This is a genomic window from Mycobacterium sp. RTGN6 (assembly GCF_033804605.1).
Lineage (GTDB): Bacteria > Actinomycetota > Actinomycetes > Mycobacteriales > Mycobacteriaceae > Mycobacterium.
Genome location: NZ_JAPZKZ010000013.1, coordinates 159059 through 176381, shown reverse-complemented (window position 1 = coordinate 176381; position 17323 = coordinate 159059). Strand labels below are relative to the sequence as shown.

The 17323-nt window shown below is 67.7% G+C and carries 17 protein-coding genes; 6 read left to right on the top strand and 11 right to left on the bottom strand.

Going from position 1 to position 17323, the window contains the following annotated elements:
• Positions 1-16 precede the first annotated feature (16 nt).
• A complete protein-coding gene (locus SLQ33_RS28385; protein WP_319457245.1) occupies positions 17-880 on the top strand; it encodes a carbon-nitrogen hydrolase family protein in 864 nt (287 codons plus the stop codon).
• Between the two features lie 108 nt (positions 881-988).
• A complete protein-coding gene (locus SLQ33_RS28380; RefSeq protein ID WP_319457244.1) occupies positions 989-1537 on the top strand; it encodes a YceI family protein in 549 nt (182 codons plus the stop codon).
• Positions 1538-1606: 69 nt separating this feature from the next.
• On the opposite strand, the gene SLQ33_RS28375 is transcribed toward SLQ33_RS28380, so the two are convergent.
• Positions 1607-3649 carry an NADPH-dependent 2,4-dienoyl-CoA reductase gene (locus tag SLQ33_RS28375; protein ID WP_319457243.1) on the bottom strand — a complete coding sequence of 681 codons (2043 nt, stop codon included), beginning with the start codon at positions 3647-3649 and terminating at the stop codon, positions 1607-1609.
• Complete coding sequence (locus tag SLQ33_RS28370) at positions 3642-4229, bottom strand: PadR family transcriptional regulator (protein ID WP_319457242.1); 588 nt, start codon at positions 4227-4229, stop codon at positions 3642-3644. Before SLQ33_RS28370 ends, SLQ33_RS28375 begins: the two co-directional genes overlap by 8 nt.
• Before the next feature lie 271 nt (positions 4230-4500).
• On the opposite strand from SLQ33_RS28370, the gene fdxA reads away from it, so the two are divergent.
• A complete protein-coding gene (gene fdxA / locus SLQ33_RS28365) occupies positions 4501-4824 on the top strand; it encodes a ferredoxin (protein ID WP_319457241.1) in 324 nt (107 codons plus the stop codon).
• A gap of 26 nt (positions 4825-4850) precedes the next feature.
• Positions 4851-5933 (top strand): succinyldiaminopimelate transaminase, encoded by a 1083-nt coding sequence (gene dapC / locus SLQ33_RS28360; RefSeq protein ID WP_319457312.1) that lies wholly within the window; start codon positions 4851-4853, stop codon positions 5931-5933.
• Here dapC and SLQ33_RS28355 read toward each other — a convergent pair.
• The 4 genes from SLQ33_RS28355 to SLQ33_RS28340 form a co-directional block, all read right to left on the bottom strand.
• Entirely contained in the window at positions 5923-6546 is a 624-nt protein-coding gene (locus SLQ33_RS28355) for a response regulator transcription factor (protein WP_319457240.1), read from the bottom strand. The genes dapC and SLQ33_RS28355 overlap by 11 nt on opposite strands.
• Complete coding sequence (locus tag SLQ33_RS28350; RefSeq protein ID WP_319457239.1) at positions 6543-7721, bottom strand: sensor histidine kinase; 1179 nt, start codon at positions 7719-7721, stop codon at positions 6543-6545. Before SLQ33_RS28350 ends, SLQ33_RS28355 begins: the two co-directional genes overlap by 4 nt.
• Positions 7722-7730: 9 nt before the next feature.
• A complete protein-coding gene (locus SLQ33_RS28345; RefSeq protein WP_319457238.1) occupies positions 7731-9212 on the bottom strand; it encodes a carotenoid oxygenase family protein in 1482 nt (493 codons plus the stop codon).
• 83 nt (positions 9213-9295) lie between these two features.
• Positions 9296-10867 carry a PucR family transcriptional regulator gene (locus SLQ33_RS28340; RefSeq protein ID WP_319457237.1) on the bottom strand — a complete coding sequence of 524 codons (1572 nt, stop codon included), beginning with the start codon at positions 10865-10867 and terminating at the stop codon, positions 9296-9298.
• 83 nt (positions 10868-10950) lie between these two features.
• On the opposite strand from SLQ33_RS28340, the gene pruA reads away from it, so the two are divergent.
• Positions 10951-12579 (top strand): L-glutamate gamma-semialdehyde dehydrogenase, encoded by a 1629-nt coding sequence (gene pruA, locus SLQ33_RS28335; protein ID WP_319457236.1) that lies wholly within the window; start codon positions 10951-10953, stop codon positions 12577-12579.
• Positions 12579-13541: a proline dehydrogenase family protein gene (locus SLQ33_RS28330; RefSeq protein ID WP_319457235.1), complete on the top strand. Its 963-nt coding sequence runs from the start codon at positions 12579-12581 to the stop codon at positions 13539-13541. Before pruA ends, SLQ33_RS28330 begins: the two co-directional genes overlap by 1 nt.
• Before the next feature lie 68 nt (positions 13542-13609).
• On the opposite strand, the gene SLQ33_RS28325 is transcribed toward SLQ33_RS28330, so the two are convergent.
• The 5 genes from SLQ33_RS28325 to SLQ33_RS28305 all read right to left on the bottom strand — a co-directional run bounded on the left by SLQ33_RS28325 (position 13610) and on the right by SLQ33_RS28305 (position 17312).
• Positions 13610-14005 (bottom strand): YybH family protein, encoded by a 396-nt coding sequence (locus SLQ33_RS28325; RefSeq protein ID WP_319457234.1) that lies wholly within the window; start codon positions 14003-14005, stop codon positions 13610-13612.
• Between the two features lie 218 nt (positions 14006-14223).
• Positions 14224-15459 (bottom strand): type II toxin-antitoxin system HipA family toxin, encoded by a 1236-nt coding sequence (locus tag SLQ33_RS28320; RefSeq protein ID WP_319457233.1) that lies wholly within the window; start codon positions 15457-15459, stop codon positions 14224-14226.
• Positions 15456-15674 (bottom strand): helix-turn-helix domain-containing protein, encoded by a 219-nt coding sequence (locus tag SLQ33_RS28315; protein ID WP_319457232.1) that lies wholly within the window; start codon positions 15672-15674, stop codon positions 15456-15458. Before SLQ33_RS28315 ends, SLQ33_RS28320 begins: the two co-directional genes overlap by 4 nt.
• A gap of 226 nt (positions 15675-15900) precedes the next feature.
• Positions 15901-16749 (bottom strand): endo alpha-1,4 polygalactosaminidase, encoded by an 849-nt coding sequence (locus SLQ33_RS28310; protein ID WP_319457231.1) that lies wholly within the window; start codon positions 16747-16749, stop codon positions 15901-15903.
• On the bottom strand, positions 16746-17312 hold the full coding sequence (locus SLQ33_RS28305; protein ID WP_319457230.1) for an NUDIX hydrolase: 567 nt from the start codon (positions 17310-17312) through the stop codon (positions 16746-16748). Before SLQ33_RS28305 ends, SLQ33_RS28310 begins: the two co-directional genes overlap by 4 nt.
• Positions 17313-17323 lie beyond the last annotated feature (11 nt).

Here is a 17323-nt window from a genome sequence, read left to right as displayed (position 1 = left end):
GAGTTCCAATGTCTGCATGGGAACCAACACGAGGTGTCTGCCCTTCGCGGCGCTGCAGGTATCGCCCGTCGTCAACGATCCGGAGCTGACGCTCGAGCGCTTCCGCGACCAGGTCGCCACCGTGCGGCGCATCCATCCTTCGGTGCGGCTGGTGATCGCACCCGAGGTGTACCTGATGGCCGAGGGCGGCCCCTTCGCCGTCGCGGCCGACTCCGCCGCGCTTGCGCAGGAGATACCGGGGCCCTTGACCGATGCGCTCGGCGACATTGCCCGCGAGTACGACATGTGGCTTGTTCCTGGCACCATGTACGAGCGGACGGCGGAGGGCACCTACAACACCGCGGTGGTGCTGTCGCCTGAGGGCAAATTGGTGGCCAGCTACCGAAAGTGCTTCCCGTGGTTGCCCTTCGAGGACACCATCCCAGGTGACCGGGCCGTCGTCTTCGACATTCCTGACGTCGGACGGCTCGGGTTGGCGATCTGCCACGACGGGGCGTTCCCGGAGATGTTCCGTCAGCTGGGATGGATGGGGGCCGAGGCCGTGATCCAGCCGGTGTTCACGACGTCCTCGGACCGTTCGGTCGAGCTCGTCCTGGCCCGCGCCAACGCGATCGCGAACCAGCTCCACGTGCTGTCCATCAACGCGCCGGGGCCTGCTGGCCTCGGCCGCAGCGTCATCATCGACCCGGAGGGCAACGTCCGCTACCAGGCGGGCTCGGGTGAGGAGATCATCACCGACGTGATCGACTTCGGCGCCGTCGACCGCGTCCGTGAGTACGGCACGCTTGGCCTGAACCGCATGTGGCACCAGCTCGAGACGTCGTGTCGGCTGGACCTGCCGGTCTACGGCGGCCGCTACCAGCCGCGACCGACCGACTGAGCTTCCCGCAGAAATTCGGACCGCAGTCCGGAACAAATGCGGACTATGGTCCGTTTGCATTGGTGAGGCGCCGCCGACGTCGGCGTCCGAAGCCAAGGAGACATCGACATGACCGCAGCAGTAGCCACCGACCTGACCACCGGGACCTGGGCCATCGACCCCGTGCACTCGTCGATCGGCTTCTCAGTGCGCCACCTAGTGGTGAGCAAGGTGCGTGGCAACTTCCGGAACTTCAGCGGCGCGGTCGTCGTCGCCGAGGACGGCACCCCGACGGTGACTGCGGAGATCGCGGTCGACTCGCTCGACAGTGGCAACGAGCAGCGCGACGCGCACCTCAAGGCGGCCGACTTCTTCGACGCCGAGAAGTACCCGACCGCCACGTTCGTCTCGACCGCGGTGGTCTCCAGCGGCGACGACTACGTGCTCGCCGGTGACTTCACGCTCAAGGGCATCACCAAGCCCGTCGAACTGAAGCTCGAGTTCAACGGCGTCAACCCCGGCATGGGCCACGGCGAGGTCGCTGGCTTCGAGGCGTCGGTGGTGTTGAACCGCAAGGACTTCGGCATCGACATCGACATGCCGCTGGAGACCGGTGGCGCCGTGGTCGGCGACAAGGTCACCATCACGCTCGACATCGAGGCGCTCAAGCAGGCCTGAGCTTCGTCGAACGTGACGCCAGCGTCACGCGCCCACGCGGTCGCGACGCTGGCGTCACGTTCGCGCGTGCTACAGCCGGGCGGCTAGTTCCGTGCCCTGGCGGATGGCGCGCTTGGCGTCGAGTTCGGCCGCAACGGCGGCTCCGCCGATGACGTGTGGCTCGATCCCGTTGCCACGCAATGCTTCCTCGAGCTCGCGCACCGACTCCTGGCCCGCGCAGATGATGACGTTGTCGACACCGAGCACGCGCGCGTCGGTGTGCTGGGGTCCGAAGCTGATGTGCAGCCCAGCGTCGTCGATGCGTTCGTAGTTGACACCCGAAAGCTGTTGCACGCCCTTTGCCTTCAGCGACGCGCGGTGTACCCAGCCCGACGTCTTGCCGAGCCCTCTACCCTGCTGTCCCTTGGTCCGCTGGAGTAGATACACCTCGCGGGCCGGCGGCAACGGGATTGGCGTGGTGAGCGCCCCGCGGGCGTCCTGCGGGTCGGCCACGCCCCACTCGGCCTTCCACTCCTTGAGATGTTGAGGCGACCTGATGCCGTCTGCCGGCTCCGCCGGCGAAGTCACCAAGAACTCACTGACGTCGAACCCGATGCCCCCCGCGCCGACCACCGCGACGGACTTGCCGACGGGCCTGCCGAGGATCGCCTCGGAGTACGACAGCACCATCGGATGGTCGATGCCGGGGATGTTGGGCATGCGCGGAGTCACGCCGGTCGCCAGCACCACGTCGTCGAACCCGGACAGTTCGGCGACGGTCGCGCGGGTGCCCAACCGAACGTCCACCCCGTGCTTGTCGAGCATGCGGGTGTAGTACCGGATGGTCTCGCTGAACTCCTCTTTGCCGGGAATCCTTCTGGCCAAGTCGAATTGGCCGCCGATGCTGGTGCCTGCCTCGAACAGCGTGACCGCGTGCCCGCGTTCGGCGGCGGTCACGGCAGCGGACAGGCCCGCAGGCCCGGCGCCGACGACCGCTACCCGCTTGGTTCGGCGCGGGGGCTTCAGTACGAGTTTCGTCTCGTGGCCCGCGCGCGGGTTCAGCAGGCAGGACACGGTCTTGTGGACGAACGCGTGGTCGAGGCACGCTTGGTTGCACGCGATGCACGTGTTGATGTCATCGGCGGCGTCGGCGTGTGCCTTGTTCACCCACTCGGGGTCCGACAGCAGGGGGCGCGCCATCGAGATCAGCGCGACGTGCCCGTCGGCGAGGATCCGCTCGGCGGCCTGCGGCATGTTGATCCGGTTCGACGCGACGACCGGGATCTCGACGTGTTCGGCCAGGGCATTGCTGATGTCGACGAATGCGCTGTTCGGCACCGACGTCACGATGGTCGGCACCCGCGCCTCGTGCCAGCCGAACCCGGAGTTGATGATGGTGGCGCCTGCTGTCTCGACTTCGGTTGCCAGCGCGACGATCTCGTCCCAGCTCTGGCCGTCCTCGACGTAGTCGGCCATCGACATGCGGTAGCAGATGATGAAGTCGCGCCCGACCGCTTCGCGGGTACGGCGGACGATCTCCACGGGGAACCGCCGGCGCTTCTCCGACGTACCGCCCCACGCGTCGTTTCGCTTGTTCGTGCGCGGGGCCAGGAACTGGTTGAGCAGATATCCCTCGCTGCCCATGACCTCGACGCCGTCGTAGCCGGCCTCGCGTGCCAGCAGCGCGCAGCGAACGAAGTCGTCGATGGTGTCCTCGACGCCGCGGGAGCTCAGCTTGCGTGGCCGGAATGGGTTGATGGGCGCCTTGATCGACGACGCGCTCACCGAGAACGGGTGATACGCGTAGCGGCCCGCGTGCAGGATCTGCAGCAGGATCTTGCCGCCCTCGGCGTGCACGGCCGAGGTGACGCGACGGTGTCTGCGTGCCTCGGACGACGACACCATTTGCGCGGCGAACGGAAGCAGCCAGCCTGCGCGGTTGGGCGCGTAGCCGCCGGTGATGATCAACCCGACGCCACCCCGGGCGCGTTCGGCGAAGTACGCCGCCAGCCGATCGATGTCGCGCGACCGGTCCTCGAGGCCGGTGTGCATGGACCCCATGACGACCCTGTTGCGCAAGGTGGTGAATCCGAGATCCAAGGGGGACAAGAGGTTTGGATAGGGGCTACGCACTGTCTCCTCCAACCGCGGTGGCCGCTCCCAACGCAGCCAGCACTTCGTCGAGCCAATCCACCGAACCCTCTTCGGCGCGGATGCCACCGCGCAACACCAGGTACTGGTGCAACGCGGCACCGCGCAGGGCCGACGGGTCGGGGAACTGGCGTTTCTCGAAACCTCGGTAGGTGTCCAGCAGTTCGGCGCGCTCGCTGCGCAGGGTCCCCACCTGCGTGCGCAGTGCGTCCAGCGCCGACGGGTCGCCATAGGCGATGCCACGGATCTTGACCGCCAATTCGCGGGTGCGTCCGTCGGAAACGGCGCTGCCACGGCCCGACAGCGGCTCGGCGATCCACCGGGTGAGTTCCGCCCGACCGTCGTCGGTGACGTCGTAGACCTTCTTGTCGGGCCTGCTCGTCTGCGCGACCACGTCGACGCTGACCCAGCCGTCGGCTTCCATCGTTCGCAGCGTGCGGTAGATCTGCTGATGCGTCGCCGCCCAGAAGTAGCCGATCGACCGGTCGAACCGACGGGCGAGTTCGTATCCGGAGCCGGATTGCTCGCACAGCGACACCAGGATTGCGTGGGGGAGGGCCACGGCAGCAGCGTAAGTGCTACCGCGGGTCCTATGCAACTAGTTGCACGGTGGAGCGCGCAAATGGCGGCGCGGCGACTAGCGGCTTGTATATGCAACGTCTAGTATCAGTTACTACGCGCCACCCTTACCGGGGTGGCGTGGAAAGTTAGGGCACACTGAGACAGGCGTCCTACTTTGCGCACCTCATACTGGCTGCGCATCGTGGACGACTTCGCGGAAGCCCCGACCACGAGCACAGCCCAGCCGCCCCACTGGACAGGAGAGACTTTCAGTGACGTACACGATTGCCGAACCCTGCGTCGACATCAAGGACAAGGCCTGCATCGAGGAGTGCCCTGTCGATTGCATCTATGAGGGCGCACGCATGCTGTACATCCACCCCGACGAGTGCGTGGATTGCGGTGCTTGCGAACCGGTGTGTCCGGTCGAGGCGATCTACTACGAGGACGACGTCCCCGATCAGTGGAGCGGTTACACGCAGCACAACGCCGACTTCTTCACCGAACTCGGTTCCCCCGGCGGTGCGTCCAAGGTCGGCCAAACCGACAACGACCCGCAGGCCGTGAAGGACCTGGCCCCGCAGGGCGAGGAGTAGATACGCCCAGGTCCGTCTCGGCGTCACTGCCGGTCTTTCCCTGGGACACGCTCGCCGATGCGACGGCCCGCGCGCGGGCGCATCCCGGCGGCATCGTCGACCTGTCGGTCGGCACCCCCGTGGACGACGTCGCCCCCGTCATCCGTAACGCCCTCTCGGCGGCCAGCAGCGCCCCCGGATACCCGACCACCGCAGGCACTGCGGAACTGCGTGCGTCGGCCGCCGGTGCGTTGCGCCGTCGGTACGGCATCACCGGGCTCGCCGACGACGCGGTACTACCGGTCATCGGCACCAAGGAACTCATCGCGTGGTTGCCGACCCTGCTGGGGCTCGCAGGCGACGACGCCGTCGTGGTGCCCGAACTCGCCTACCCGACCTACGACGTCGGGGCGCGGCTCGCGGGCACACAGATCCTTCGTGCGGATTCGTTGACCCAAATCGGCCCGCGCACACCGCGGCTCGTCTACCTCAACTCCCCGAGCAACCCGACGGGCGCGGTGCTGGGCGTCGAGCATCTCCGCAAGGTGGTGGGCTGGGCGCGCGAGCGAGGGGTGCTGGTTGCGTCGGACGAGTGCTATCTGGGGCTGGGCTGGGAGGCCGAGCCGGTCTCCGTGCTGCATCCTGCGGTGTCCGACGGCGACCACACGGGACTGCTCGCCATTCACTCGCTGTCGAAGACGTCCTCGCTGGCGGGGTACCGGGCTGGCTTCGTCGCGGGCGATCCTGCCGTGGTCGCCGAATTGCTCGCCGTCCGCAAGCACGCGGGCATGATGGTGCCGACCCCGGTGCAGGCCGCGATGGTGGCCGCCCTGGACGACGACGCGCACGAACTGGATCAGAAGCGGCGGTATGCGCGTCGGCGCGACGTGCTGTTGGCGGCGGTCCGCGGGGCGGGCTTCACCGTCGAGCACTCCGAGGCGGGGCTGTATCTGTGGGCCACTCGCGACGAGCCCGGCCGCGCGACGGTGTCCTGGCTGGCCGACCGCGGGATCCTGGTCGCGCCGGGCGAGTTCTACGGGCCGCGAGGTGCCGACTTCGTCCGGATCGCGCTGACCGCGACCGACGAGCGGATCGACGCGGCCGCTGCCCGGCTCACTGCTACCGATTGAGCAGCCCGAGGGACATCGCGGTGGTCACCGCCGCCGTGCGATCCGACACGTCGAGCTTGTTGAACATCCGCAGCAGGTGCGTCTTCACGGTGGCTTCGCTGATGTGCAACTGACGTCCGATGTCCGCATTGGTGTTGCCTTGGGCGACGAGGTCGAGCACCTCGAGCTCGCGTGCCGACAAGGTGGTCGGCGAGGGTTTGCGCACGAGGTGAACGAGGCGGTCGGCCACTGTCGGCGAGAGCACCGTCCTGCCCTTTGCGGCGTCGCGCACGGCGTCCGCCAGTTCGGCGCGGGAGGCGTCCTTGAGCAGGTATCCGGCCGCGCCCGCTTCGACCGCGCGCAGGATGTCGGTGTCGGTTTCGTAGGTGGTGACCACGATGATGCGCACGCTCGGCGTCCGTCGAAGGATGCGTTCGGTGGCGGTGACGCCGTCGACGTCGGGCATGCGCAGATCCATGAGAATCACATCGGGGCACAATGTCTCGGCCATCGCGACCGCTTCCGCACCGGACCCGGCCTCACCGACTACGTCCAGATCGGGTTCGGCGTCGAGCATCCCGCGCAGCCCCTCGCGCACCACCGGATGATCGTCGACGAGCATCACCGTCGTCATGCGGGCACCTCCACGGCAACCGTCAGCCCGCCGCCGGGAGTCGGCCCGACCGACATCGTGCCGCCGGCCTGCGCCACCCGCCCGCGCATGCCGCGCAGTCCGAAGCCATCGACGTGTTGGTCGTCGAGCCCGATGCCGTTGTCCGACAACGACAGTCGGACGGCACTGCCGGAGTTGATCAGGTCGACGTGCACCATCGTGGCGTCCGCGTGGCGGCGCACGTTGGCCAGTGCCTCCTGCGCGGCGCGCAACAGTACGACGTCGGTCGCCATGCCGAGCGATGGGATGACGCCGGCTGAGTTCATCGTGACCTCGATGCCGGTTTCGGCTGCGAACGCTTCGCACTGACGGCGGATCACCGCGGGCAACGTCGCACCGCTCAGCGCGGTTGGCGTCAGCTGCGTCACCATTGCCCTGGCTTCGGCGAGGTTCTCGCGTGCGGTCGTTTCGATGAGTTCGAGGTGACGGCTGGCCGCGGCCGGGTCGGCATCGACTTCGGCCCTCACCGCCTGCGCGAGGGTCACGATGCTGGTGAAGCCCTGCGCCAAGGTGTCGTGGATTTCCCGTGCGAGGCGTTCCCGCTCGGCTGCGACACCGGTTTCCCGGGACAGCCGAGAGGCCTCCGCGCGGCTCGACGCGAGCTCGACGATCACGGCGGCGAGTCTGCGGCGTTGCTCCATCGACGTGACGATCACCGTTCCGATGATCGGAGCCGCCACCACTCCGATCGCGGTAATGGCAATGGCCAGCGGAAGATTCGGCCAATGCGTTCCGTGCAAGGCCAGTGCGACGGCGAGTGGGAGGAGATTGACTGCCGTGATGCCGACCAGTGCCGCCCCGAGCGGCAGGGTGGCGAACATCAACGGGTAGAGCGCGGGTGCCGCGGCGACGGCGATCGGTGATGCCCACAAGGCGGCGATCCACAACCCGATGACGGCACCGAGCACGAGGTATGCGCGTCGATCGAGCGCCCGAATCACTTGGCGAAACCCGAGCACGCACACCGCGATCCCGGCCAGCGCCGCGACCGCCAGCGGGACGTTCCCGGGGAAGCGTTCGTCGAGCAGCACCACCGCCGCGATCGCCGCCACGCACAACCCGACGATGTACGCCTCCCACAGCCAGGTCCACTCGCTTCCCGTCCGCGAGCGCGTCCCGTCCTGAGCTGGGCTCATTCGGCGATGCTAGCCCTGGGTGGGGACCCAGTTGCCGTGGAATCCGTGCGGTACCCGCGCAGGGAGGTGCACCGTGCCGACGGTCTCCAGGGTCTGGGCGTCCAGGAGTACCAGGTCGCTGCGATCTGCGCCGCGGTCGTAGACGAAGCCCATTGCGACACCGTCGTCCTCGGCCGCATCCGGTGCGGACGGGACGAAGACGAACTCGCCCGGTTCGCGGCCGGTCCCGAAGGTGATGCGGCGCGTCTCGCCGTTGAGCAGGTCGTGTCGCAAGATGGCGTCCGGTGCCCCCGATTCGGCCGTCGTCGTGTGACCCACGGTGTACCCGAAGCGGTGGCGCCGGCCGACGAGGCGTTCGTCGACCCGCGGGAACTCCTGTCCGTGGTCGTCCAGACGCTGCTCGGTCACCTTGCCCGTGGAAAGGTCGACGATCCACCGATCTAGCGTGGGCTGCTCGAAGAGCCGTCGTCCGGTGGTGAACACCGACGGGTGGCGCACGACGTCGAGCACGATGCGGTCACCGTCGTCGAATGCGTTGAGCGGATGGAAGACGTAGCACTGAGGCACCTCGAACCAACGCATGTCCGCGGCCGTGCCCTCGCGCGGCATCACGCCCACTCTCGCCATCTTCTCGGGTGTCCAGCGATAGGGCATGCCGGACGGAGCGGCACTGCGCTCGGAGCCCCGCATGGCCGCCCGAAGCACGAAATCCGGTGCGGAGTGGCGGGCGACGAAGCGGCTGACCAACTCTGCCAACGAACGTCCGGGCTTGTTCTTCACCATGGTGCCGAAGTCCAGTGTCACCGGCATGTCGTAGATGACGACGAAGCGCTCGGTGAGCGAGAAGTCGTGCATCATCGTCTGGCTGTCCAACGCGATGTCGACGGTGCGGCGAACCCGCCCGTCGGTGCCGGTAACCGTGTACTGAACCTTGTTGCCGCGCATGGGGTGATACGAGACGGCGTGCAGCTCGTCGGTTTCCGGGTCGCGTTTGGGATGCGCGCTGTACCCGCCGAACAACGTTCCGCAGAAGTCCGACCCGCCGACGGTCTCGAGCTCGTCGGTGAGTTCGTATGGGCGGACACCGGCTTCGGTGAGCACGAGGGTGCGACCCGCATGCCCGACGATGTTGGTGTTGCCCGCGAAGTCGAAGCCGCCGAAATGCGGGCCGCCGGGCCAGGGCTCGCCGAGCGCGCGAGACAGCGCTGCGGAGCGGATCCACCGGTTGCGGTACCACTGCGCTTTGCCGTCCCGCAGACGCAGGCCGTGCGCCATCCCGTCGCCGAAAAACCAGTGGTAGCGATCTGGATCCGGATCGCGTAGCGGATTGGGCCCGACCCGTAGATAGCGGCCATCGAGGTAGTCGGGGATCGTCCCGCTCACCGCAAGGTCGGTGGCCGTGAGCTCCTCGCGGACGGGTGCGTAGTTACCACTCAGAAACGGATGGTCGGGCTGTTCGGACCGGGGAATGACTGACGTGACTTCGCTCATGGGTCGATCTTCGTCGTCGTGGCGCACCACCGCGACGACCGCAAGGCTGAATCTTCGTGTCCACCGATCGGTGGACACGAAGTTCACGCCGTGGCCCGCAGGCTCAGCGAAAGCAGCAGTCGTACGTCGGGATCGGCCAGCGACGTACCGAGCGTCTGCTCGAGGCGGCGGACCCGGTAGCGCACCGTGTTGGGGTGCACGTGCAGCCACTGTGCCGCCGCAGCGATGTCGCCGAAGCTGTCGAGGTAGGCGCGCAAGGTCTCGCTGAGCGACGGATCGAGGTCACCGACGCGCGGGTCGATCAGCCGCGGATTCGCGGCCACCATCGTGACGATCTCGTCGAGCAGCACCGTGGTCCGCGCCTCGTCCAGCGATGTGACTCGACCAAACGCCCCTGGGTGACGGGCGGCGCTGTCGAGCACTCGGTCGACCTCGCTACGCGCGCCCGCGGCGGCCGCCAATCCCGTTGCGGAGGTGGCGATCACGGCGCGCAGGTCGAGCCCGAGCTCCTTGCGCAGAGTGCCGATCGTGCCGCGCGTCCACGACGTGACCGAGCCGACCTTGCCCGTGTGCGGAAACAACACGTATACCCGTTGCCCGCGGGTAGCGACCTGCGCGTCGGGCCGAAAGGCGCTGGCGCTCAACGCCAGTACGTCCGCCAGTCGCGACGGTGCCCCGTCGGTACCCTCGACGCCGACGACCGAGGCTCGCCCATCGGTGGCGATGCCGAGCTCCCGCGCGATGTCGGGTACCTCGGTCTCCGTCTCGCGAAGCCCGAGCAGTTCGGCCGCCCGCACCGCGTGCGTCGACGGGGCGGCGGCCAGACGCACCATGATCCGGGCGGCCAGCACCGCACCACCGCGCAGCACGTCGTCCGCATCGTCGGCCAGGGGCCGTGACCCCTCCTGGACCCAGATGGTGCCCGCGAACTCGGGGCCCCGGCGGCGACCCGTTGCGGGAAGGTGAATCCCGACGGCTCGGCGCGGACGCAGCCCGAGTTCGGGTCGTTCGTCGACGCGGACGACGTCACCGCTCGCCCGGAGTGCGTCGAAGATGCCAGCGCGGCCTATCCATGCGAGATGCTCGGGCGGCCCCGCGCGCCCGAGGATCGACAGCCTGCGAAGTTCGTCGGCCTCGTCGTTGGATGCGGAGTACGCCAGCACGTGCGATTGCACGTCTTCGATGCTGACCATGCCGTGGGTGCGGTCGGCAATGGACTGCGCGAGCCCGAACAGGTCGGTGCTGGAGTCGTACAGCGGATCGGTCCGGTCGCCGTGATGCTCGAAGACGTGGTCGACGAGCCGGTACAGCCGCTCCCACCGGGCGCGCGGATCGACGGAGACCACCGCCGTACCCGCGCTCACCGCCCGGGCCACCACCGCGTCCGACGGCTCCTTGACGAAGATCGCCGCCGGGGTGCGCCGGGTCGTCTGCTCGTCGAGCCACGTCAGCACGTCGGGCTCGTCGACGCCGAGCAGGAAGAACACGTCCGCAGCCCCGGCCCCGGCGGCAAGGCCGAGCCGTACGTCGTCGGCGTCGATCAAGGCCGCCGACGCCACCAGGAGATCGAGTCCGCGCGGGGCGTCGACCAAGCTGACCATGGTGGCGTCCAGCGCCAACAGCAATTGACCGAGGCCGACGCCGACGGACTTCATGTTGGCTGATCCTACTAGCAGTGCCATCAAGTCTTGTCGGATCAGCCAAAGGTTGGACGGGTGGCGCGCGAGACTCTAATGGCATGGACGCGATCACCCATGTGCCGATGCCGGTCAACGAGCCGGTTCACGACTACGCCCCCGGATCTCCCGAACGCACCCGCCTGGCCGCGGCGCTCGACGCGCTGACCGCCGACGCCATCGACCTCCCGCACGTCATCGGCGGTGCCCACCGGATGGGTTCCGGTGAACGCATCGACGTGGTGCAGCCGCATCGGCACGCCGCCGTGCTCGGCACCCTCACCAACGCCGGGCACGCCGAAGCCGCCGCCGCGGTCGAGGCCGCCGTCGCAGCCAGGGACGACTGGGAGGCCACCCCGTTCGACGAGCGGGCCGCGGTGTTCCTGCGGGCGGCCGACCTGCTCGCCGGGCCGTGGCGGGAGAAGCTCGCCGCCGCGACGATGCTGGGTCAGTCAAAGACGGCCTACCAGGCCGAGATCGACGCCGCGTGCGAGCTCGTCGACTTCTGGCGGTTCAACGTCGCGTTCGCGCGGCAGGTCCACACACAACAGCCGGTCAGCGGCCCAGGGGTCTGGAACCGCACCGACTACCGCCCGCTCGAAGGCTTCGTCTACGCGATCACACCGTTCAACTTCACCGCCATCGCAGGCAACCTGCCCACCGCGCCCGCCCTGATGGGCAACACCGTGGTGTGGAAACCGTCCGTCACGCAGACGTTTTCGGCGTACCTCACCATGCAGCTACTCGAGGCCGCAGGGCTGCCGCCCGGAGTCATCAACCTGGTCACCGGCGACGGCTACGCGGTTTCGGACGTCGTCCTGACCGACCCGCGGCTGGCCGGCATCCACTTCACCGGATCGACGGCGACGTTCCAGCACCTCTGGCGTGAGGTCGGCACCAACATCGATCGGTACCGCACGTACCCGCGTCTCGTCGGCGAGACCGGCGGCAAGGACTTCGTGTTGGCGCACCCGTCGGCCCGCCCGGATGTGTTGCGCACCGCGTTGATTCGCGGTGCCTTCGACTACCAGGGCCAGAAGTGCTCGGCGGCCTCGCGGGCGTTCGTCCCGCGGTCCGTCTGGAACCAGATGGGCGACGACTTCCTCGCCGCCACTGAAGCATTGACCTACGGCGACGTCACCGACCTGTCCAACTACGGCGGCGCGCTGATCGACGCTCGCGCGTTCGCCAAGAACGTGAAAGCCATCGAGCGCGCCAAGAGTGCGCCTGGCGTCACCATCGCCGTCGGCGGTGAATACGACGACGCAGAAGGCTATTTCGTGCGTCCGACGGTGCTGCTGTCCGACGACCCGACCGACGAGGCGTTCCGGGACGAGTACTTCGGGCCGATCCTCGCGGTGCACGTCTACGACGACGACCGGTGGTCCGACGTACTCGGGGTCGTCGACGCCGGGTCCAGGTACGCGCTGACGGGCGCGGTGATCGCCGACGACCGATCGGCGGTATTGGACGCCGAACGCCGGCTGCGCCACGCGGCCGGAAACTTCTACGTCAACGACAAGCCCACCGGGGCGGTCGTCGGCCAGCAGCCGTTCGGCGGATCGCGCGCGTCGGGCACCAACGACAAGGCCGGCTCCCCGCTCAACCTGCTGCGCTGGACGTCGCCGCGGTCGATCAAGGAGACGTTCGTCCCGCCCACGAACCACACCTACCTCCACATGGAGCCCTGATGCCCAGCGTCTTCGACAAGGTGGCCCGGCCCGCGATCCTCGCCGCCAGCCGATCACACGGTCTGCGCCACATGGCGGAGCGGCTACCCGTCACGCGCGACGTCGTGCACCGGTTCGTCCCCGGCGAGACCGTCGCCGACGCCTTGACTTCGGTTGCGACGCTGCGGGAGTCGCGATGCTTCGTGAGCATCGACTACCTCGGTGAGGACGTGACCGACGCCGACGCGGCCAACGCCACCATGGCGGCCTACCTCGAACTGCTCGACGCGCTAGCCCGGCGAACCGAGCCCACCGCCGGACCTCGCCCGCTCGAGGTGTCGCTGAAGCTGTCGGCGCTGGGTCAGGCGCTCCCGCGCGACGGGGAGAAGATCGCGCTGGAGAACGCCCACGCCATCTGCGCCAAGGCCCGCGACGTCGGTGCGTGGGTCACCGTCGACGCCGAGGATCACACCACCACCGACTCGACGCTGTCGATCGTGCGCGAACTGCGCGCCGACTTCGGGTCGCTGGGTACCGTGCTGCAGGCATACCTCAAGCGCACCGAGGCGGACTGTGCGGAGTTCGCAGCATCCGGTGCGCGAATCCGGTTGTGCAAGGGCGCTTATGACGAGCCCGCGTCGGTCGCCTACCGCGAGCGAGCCGAGGTCACCGACTCCTACCTGCGCTGCCTGCGGGTGCTGATGGCGGGCAACGGGTACCCGATGGTGGCCTCACACGATCCGGAGATCATCGCGGCCGTCCCGGCGCTTGTCGACGAATTCGGCCGTGGCGTGGACGATTTCGAGTACCAGATGCTGTACGGCATTCGCGACGCCGAGCAGCGCCGACTGGTCGCCGAAGGCAACCACGTTCGGGTGTACGTGCCGTTCGGCACCCAGTGGTACGGCTACTTCGTCCGGCGCCTTGCCGAGCGGCCCGCCAACCTGACGTTCTTCCTCCGCGCGCTCGCCGAGCGGCGGTAGTCCCTTCGCCGAGACTGCGCACAGATCGCAAAATTACGCGAAATCGCGATCTCCCCGCAGGCTCGGCGTCAGAGCATCGGGAACGAATGATGCTCATGCACGACGGTCCACTGGTCGCCGATCTTGCGCAGCCCGACGGTGATCCGCAACCGGTTGTCGGGGTTGGCCTCGAAGTCGGCGGCCGTACCGCAGCGCAGCAGCGCGTAGCCGAACGCGACGTCCGCGCTGGCCTCGACGTGGAGTTCGACCAATTCGAAGATCGCGTTTTCGCTTCGCTGCCACTCGAAGAATGGCGCCCAACTGTCGCGGTAGTCGACGATGCCACGGATCCCGCGGTGCGGCGGCGGCACGTCGAACATGACGACGTCCTCGGCATGGTGCGCCACGACACCGTCAAGGTCGCGCGAGGCGACCGCGTCGACCCAACTGGTGACCAGCTCGCGGATGGCACTTTCGTCACTCATCGCGTTGGCGACCCTTCCCCTCGCCCTTACCCTCCGCTGACACGAGGACGTAGCCGGCGCTGGCGAACAGGATGGGCATCATCGCCATCATTCCGTATGCCGCGGTCATCGTGTCTCTCCTCTCGGTAGCCCCCCTTCGCCGAGACTGCGCACAGATCGCAAAATTCCGTGAAGTCGCGATCTCCCCGCAGGCTCGGCGAAGAGGGGTGACCCACCCGTCAGGTCAGGGTCGAGATCCTGGTGTCGAGCATGTCGGTGAGCAATTCGGTTTGCCGCGAGGGGAAACCGACGTCCCCGCAGCGGTCCGGCCATCGTCGAGCCGCATCGACCAGGGCATCCAGCATCCGCGACACCGCACGCTCACGAAGGCCCAAACGGTCGCCCGCCTCGATGAAGTGAGCTCGGTTCAACTTGTCTGCCCGGCCGTAGAGCGTCAACGCCATCGGGTCCTTCCAACCGGTGTATGGCTGGGTGGTCAGCAGGTCATAGGCGGGCGTCGGTTGCCAAAAGCCCTGCGCGGCGAAGATGGACAGGTTCTTGCCGTGCAGGTCGCCGTTGCCGATCACCCACGAGAACACCACGATTCGCAGCAGCTCGAGCAGCGCCGTTGCGCGTGATCCACCGCCGCGCGCGCACGCATCGGCGAGTGTGGTGAGCGCGGTCTCCATGTGAATGCGGTACTTCGAGGCCGGATACAGCCCGGCAACTTGGCACGCATCCTCCTGGGGCACGCGGACGTCGTACTTGCGATCGAATCGGTCCACTAGCAGCGCGCTACGCCCTTCGGCGTCGTGGAGCAATCGCGTTCTGGCGGTGCGGATTCCACAGTCGCGTGCCATTCGCATGAAGAAGTGTTCGTTCTCGACGAGTCGCGGAAACCCCGTCGGCGGGTTCAACTTCAGGATGGCGGGCCCCGACATGGTGGTGGCCGGCGTCGACCACATCGCTGCGCTTACCTTGGGTTGTACGCCGGGCAGCCCGACGGGGTCGGCTTCTACCGAGCCGGTGAGGCGTTGGAAGACCGCCCGAAAGTCGGAATCGCGCTCCGGCACGAACATTGGCGGTCGCGCGGGGGGCGCGGCGCCCGCGGGCAGTACCCGAACGTTGCCGATCGTGTCGGCGCCGATGGCCAGGAGCAGAGTCAGGTGGTCGTCGGTCGAGGTCTTCGTCGACGTCGTGACGATGCCTAGCCGGATACCTTCGGGGAGCAGACCGGCAAAGAACGGTGGAACCGCCCCTCCGGTGGTGACGACGGGTTGGTCGGCGTCGACGGGCAGCGACCACGAAACCGAGCGGTCGCGGACCGACCGTCCCGGCTCGGGCGACGATGTGCGGTACCTGAAGCCGATCTCGTCGCCAGGCAACCGCCGAAGGCTGGCCACGACGTCGTCGTCGAGGTACACGTCCGCATCGCCGACAGTGCGGAGGTCGAGGCCATCGGAATCGATGGTCATTGGGCGGCGCCGTCAGTGGGGGCGACATCGAGTCGGAGTCCCAGGATCTCCGCGAGCTGGATGATCGATCCAAGTTTGACGGATCCGGTGCCGTACTCGAGTGCTTGGACGCTGTATCTGGAGACGCCCGCAAGATCAGCCAGCAGGTGCTGTGTCAGGCCCAGCTGTATCCGCCTGGCGGCGAAGGTAGCCCCTATGCGTGTTATTTCAGGCATAGGAGATCGGGGGGAGGGGTTGGTCCTGCGCGGTTCCGCCATTCTTCTCCTTATGCGTGATTTTTCCGGCATAAGAGCGCTGACGGTTGGGGGTTCGTCGCAAACTGCATGGCCGGCGCTTCTATGCCTGAAGTTTCACGCATAGGGACCATACTTGGGCTCAACACCACCCGCGTCAAGGCTTATGCCTGAATTGTCATGCATAAGTCCCAGGGTTGGCGCCCGCCTAACGGCACTGCTCGTAGGCGTAGCCCACGGCACCGCGCGCAACGAGGTCACGGTCGCGCAGGACGATCTGCGGAGCGCGGTCGGGCGATGCGCAGACGGCGGCGAAGGGCTGAGGCAGGTTGTCGGTGTATTCGATTTGAAGCACGTGCGGCCCGTACGCCCGCCGGTAGAGCCCACATTCGCTGAAGGCCGAGCACTCCTCGGCGACGGCGAAGTCGAACCCCACCTCGTGGCGACCACGATCGGCCGACTCTGCCGCGTTCTTCTGACCGATCGCAAGGCCTTCGGCGTGGGCCAGCAACGTATACGAGCGTGCGAGCTCGAAGGCCCCCTGCTCCTCGATGTGGCCGGTATCCGCGTCGCGGAACCTCGTGAAGGTGTCGAAGTTGTCGAGCTCGACCGCGTCGAAGCCCTTGTCGGCGCAGCTGGCGATGAGCGGACCGACTGCGTCGAGGATGACCTGGCGCTTAGCTGGTGTCGACGGGTCGAGGACGTACTCGTCGGGCCAGTCCGGATCCACTACTGCAGCGCCGTGGCCGTCGCGCAGCACTGCGGTGCCGCGATGCTGCAGCCAGTTCTCACCGTCGCCCGGCTGTGTCTGAAACCCGTTGACGTAACACACGTTGTAGCCCCCGGCCAACGGTTGTGCCGACTCGCCGCGCACGATGACCGCCACGTCCTTCGTGTCGTAGGAGCCGCCGAGCTGATAGTCGAAGCCGCCGGCGACGGGTGGGAGTCTCACGGAGCGCTCAACTGTGGATGCCCCGTCACGCGGCGCTTGCCCGCACGCGGCGACGGCGAGCACCGCGACGACCAGTAGCGCGCCTACGCGCCTGGGAGCGCTCATCCCGGATCGGCTCGACGGTCCCGTTCGGCGAGCCGCAGTAGCGTCCACGCGGCGATGGTCTGCGCGTCGGTGATGGTGCCGTCGAGGATCATCGCCTCGACCTGCGCACCGGAGAACCACTCGCTGTGCATGTCCTGCTCCTCGGCCTCGCGTTCGTGCTCACCCTCGGTGATCCCGGTGGCGAGGAACACCCAGCCGCGCTGACTACTCATCCCGGGTGCGACGTCCAGCTGACCAAGCACCTCCATCGACTCGGCGCGCAGGCCCGTCTCCTCGCGGAGTTCGGCGGCGGCGAGTTCCGCTGGCGGCGGTTCGTCCCCGTCGAGGGTGCCGGGTGCCGTGCCTTGCGGAAACTCCCAGCGCCGCATCCCTATCGGATAGCGGAACTGCTCGACGAGTCGGAACCGGTCGCCATCCCGAGCGACGATCAGTGCATACGTCGGCTTGTCGACCACCCCGTAGATGCCGAGGCTGCCGTCCGGCCGGCGGACGTCGTCCTCGCGCAGGATCATCCACGCATTCCGGTACACCTCGCGAGATGAGACACGCTCGATGGGATCCACCGGTTCAGTAT

Coding starts and splice junctions, on each gene's coding strand:
- SLQ33_RS28340 (WP_319457237.1), bottom strand. CDS start 10,867: ATGAAGTCCGTCGGCGTCGGCCTCGGTCAATTGCTGTTGGCGCTGGAC.
- pruA (WP_319457236.1), top strand. CDS start 10,951: ATGGACGCGATCACCCATGTGCCGATGCCGGTCAACGAGCCGGTTCAC.
- SLQ33_RS28345 (WP_319457238.1), bottom strand. CDS start 9,212: ATGAGCGAAGTCACGTCAGTCATTCCCCGGTCCGAACAGCCCGACCAT.
- SLQ33_RS28355 (WP_319457240.1), bottom strand. CDS start 6,546: ATGACGACGGTGATGCTCGTCGACGATCATCCGGTGGTGCGCGAGGGG.
- SLQ33_RS28315 (WP_319457232.1), bottom strand. CDS start 15,674: ATGCCTGAAATAACACGCATAGGGGCTACCTTCGCCGCCAGGCGGATA.
- SLQ33_RS28310 (WP_319457231.1), bottom strand. CDS start 16,749: ATGAGCGCTCCCAGGCGCGTAGGCGCGCTACTGGTCGTCGCGGTGCTC.
- SLQ33_RS28380 (WP_319457244.1), top strand. CDS start 989: ATGACCGCAGCAGTAGCCACCGACCTGACCACCGGGACCTGGGCCATC.
- SLQ33_RS28385 (WP_319457245.1), top strand. CDS start 17: ATGGGAACCAACACGAGGTGTCTGCCCTTCGCGGCGCTGCAGGTATCG.
- SLQ33_RS28330 (WP_319457235.1), top strand. CDS start 12,579: ATGCCCAGCGTCTTCGACAAGGTGGCCCGGCCCGCGATCCTCGCCGCC.
- SLQ33_RS28320 (WP_319457233.1), bottom strand. CDS start 15,459: ATGACCATCGATTCCGATGGCCTCGACCTCCGCACTGTCGGCGATGCG.
- SLQ33_RS28325 (WP_319457234.1), bottom strand. CDS start 14,005: ATGAGTGACGAAAGTGCCATCCGCGAGCTGGTCACCAGTTGGGTCGAC.
- SLQ33_RS28350 (WP_319457239.1), bottom strand. CDS start 7,721: ATGAGCCCAGCTCAGGACGGGACGCGCTCGCGGACGGGAAGCGAGTGG.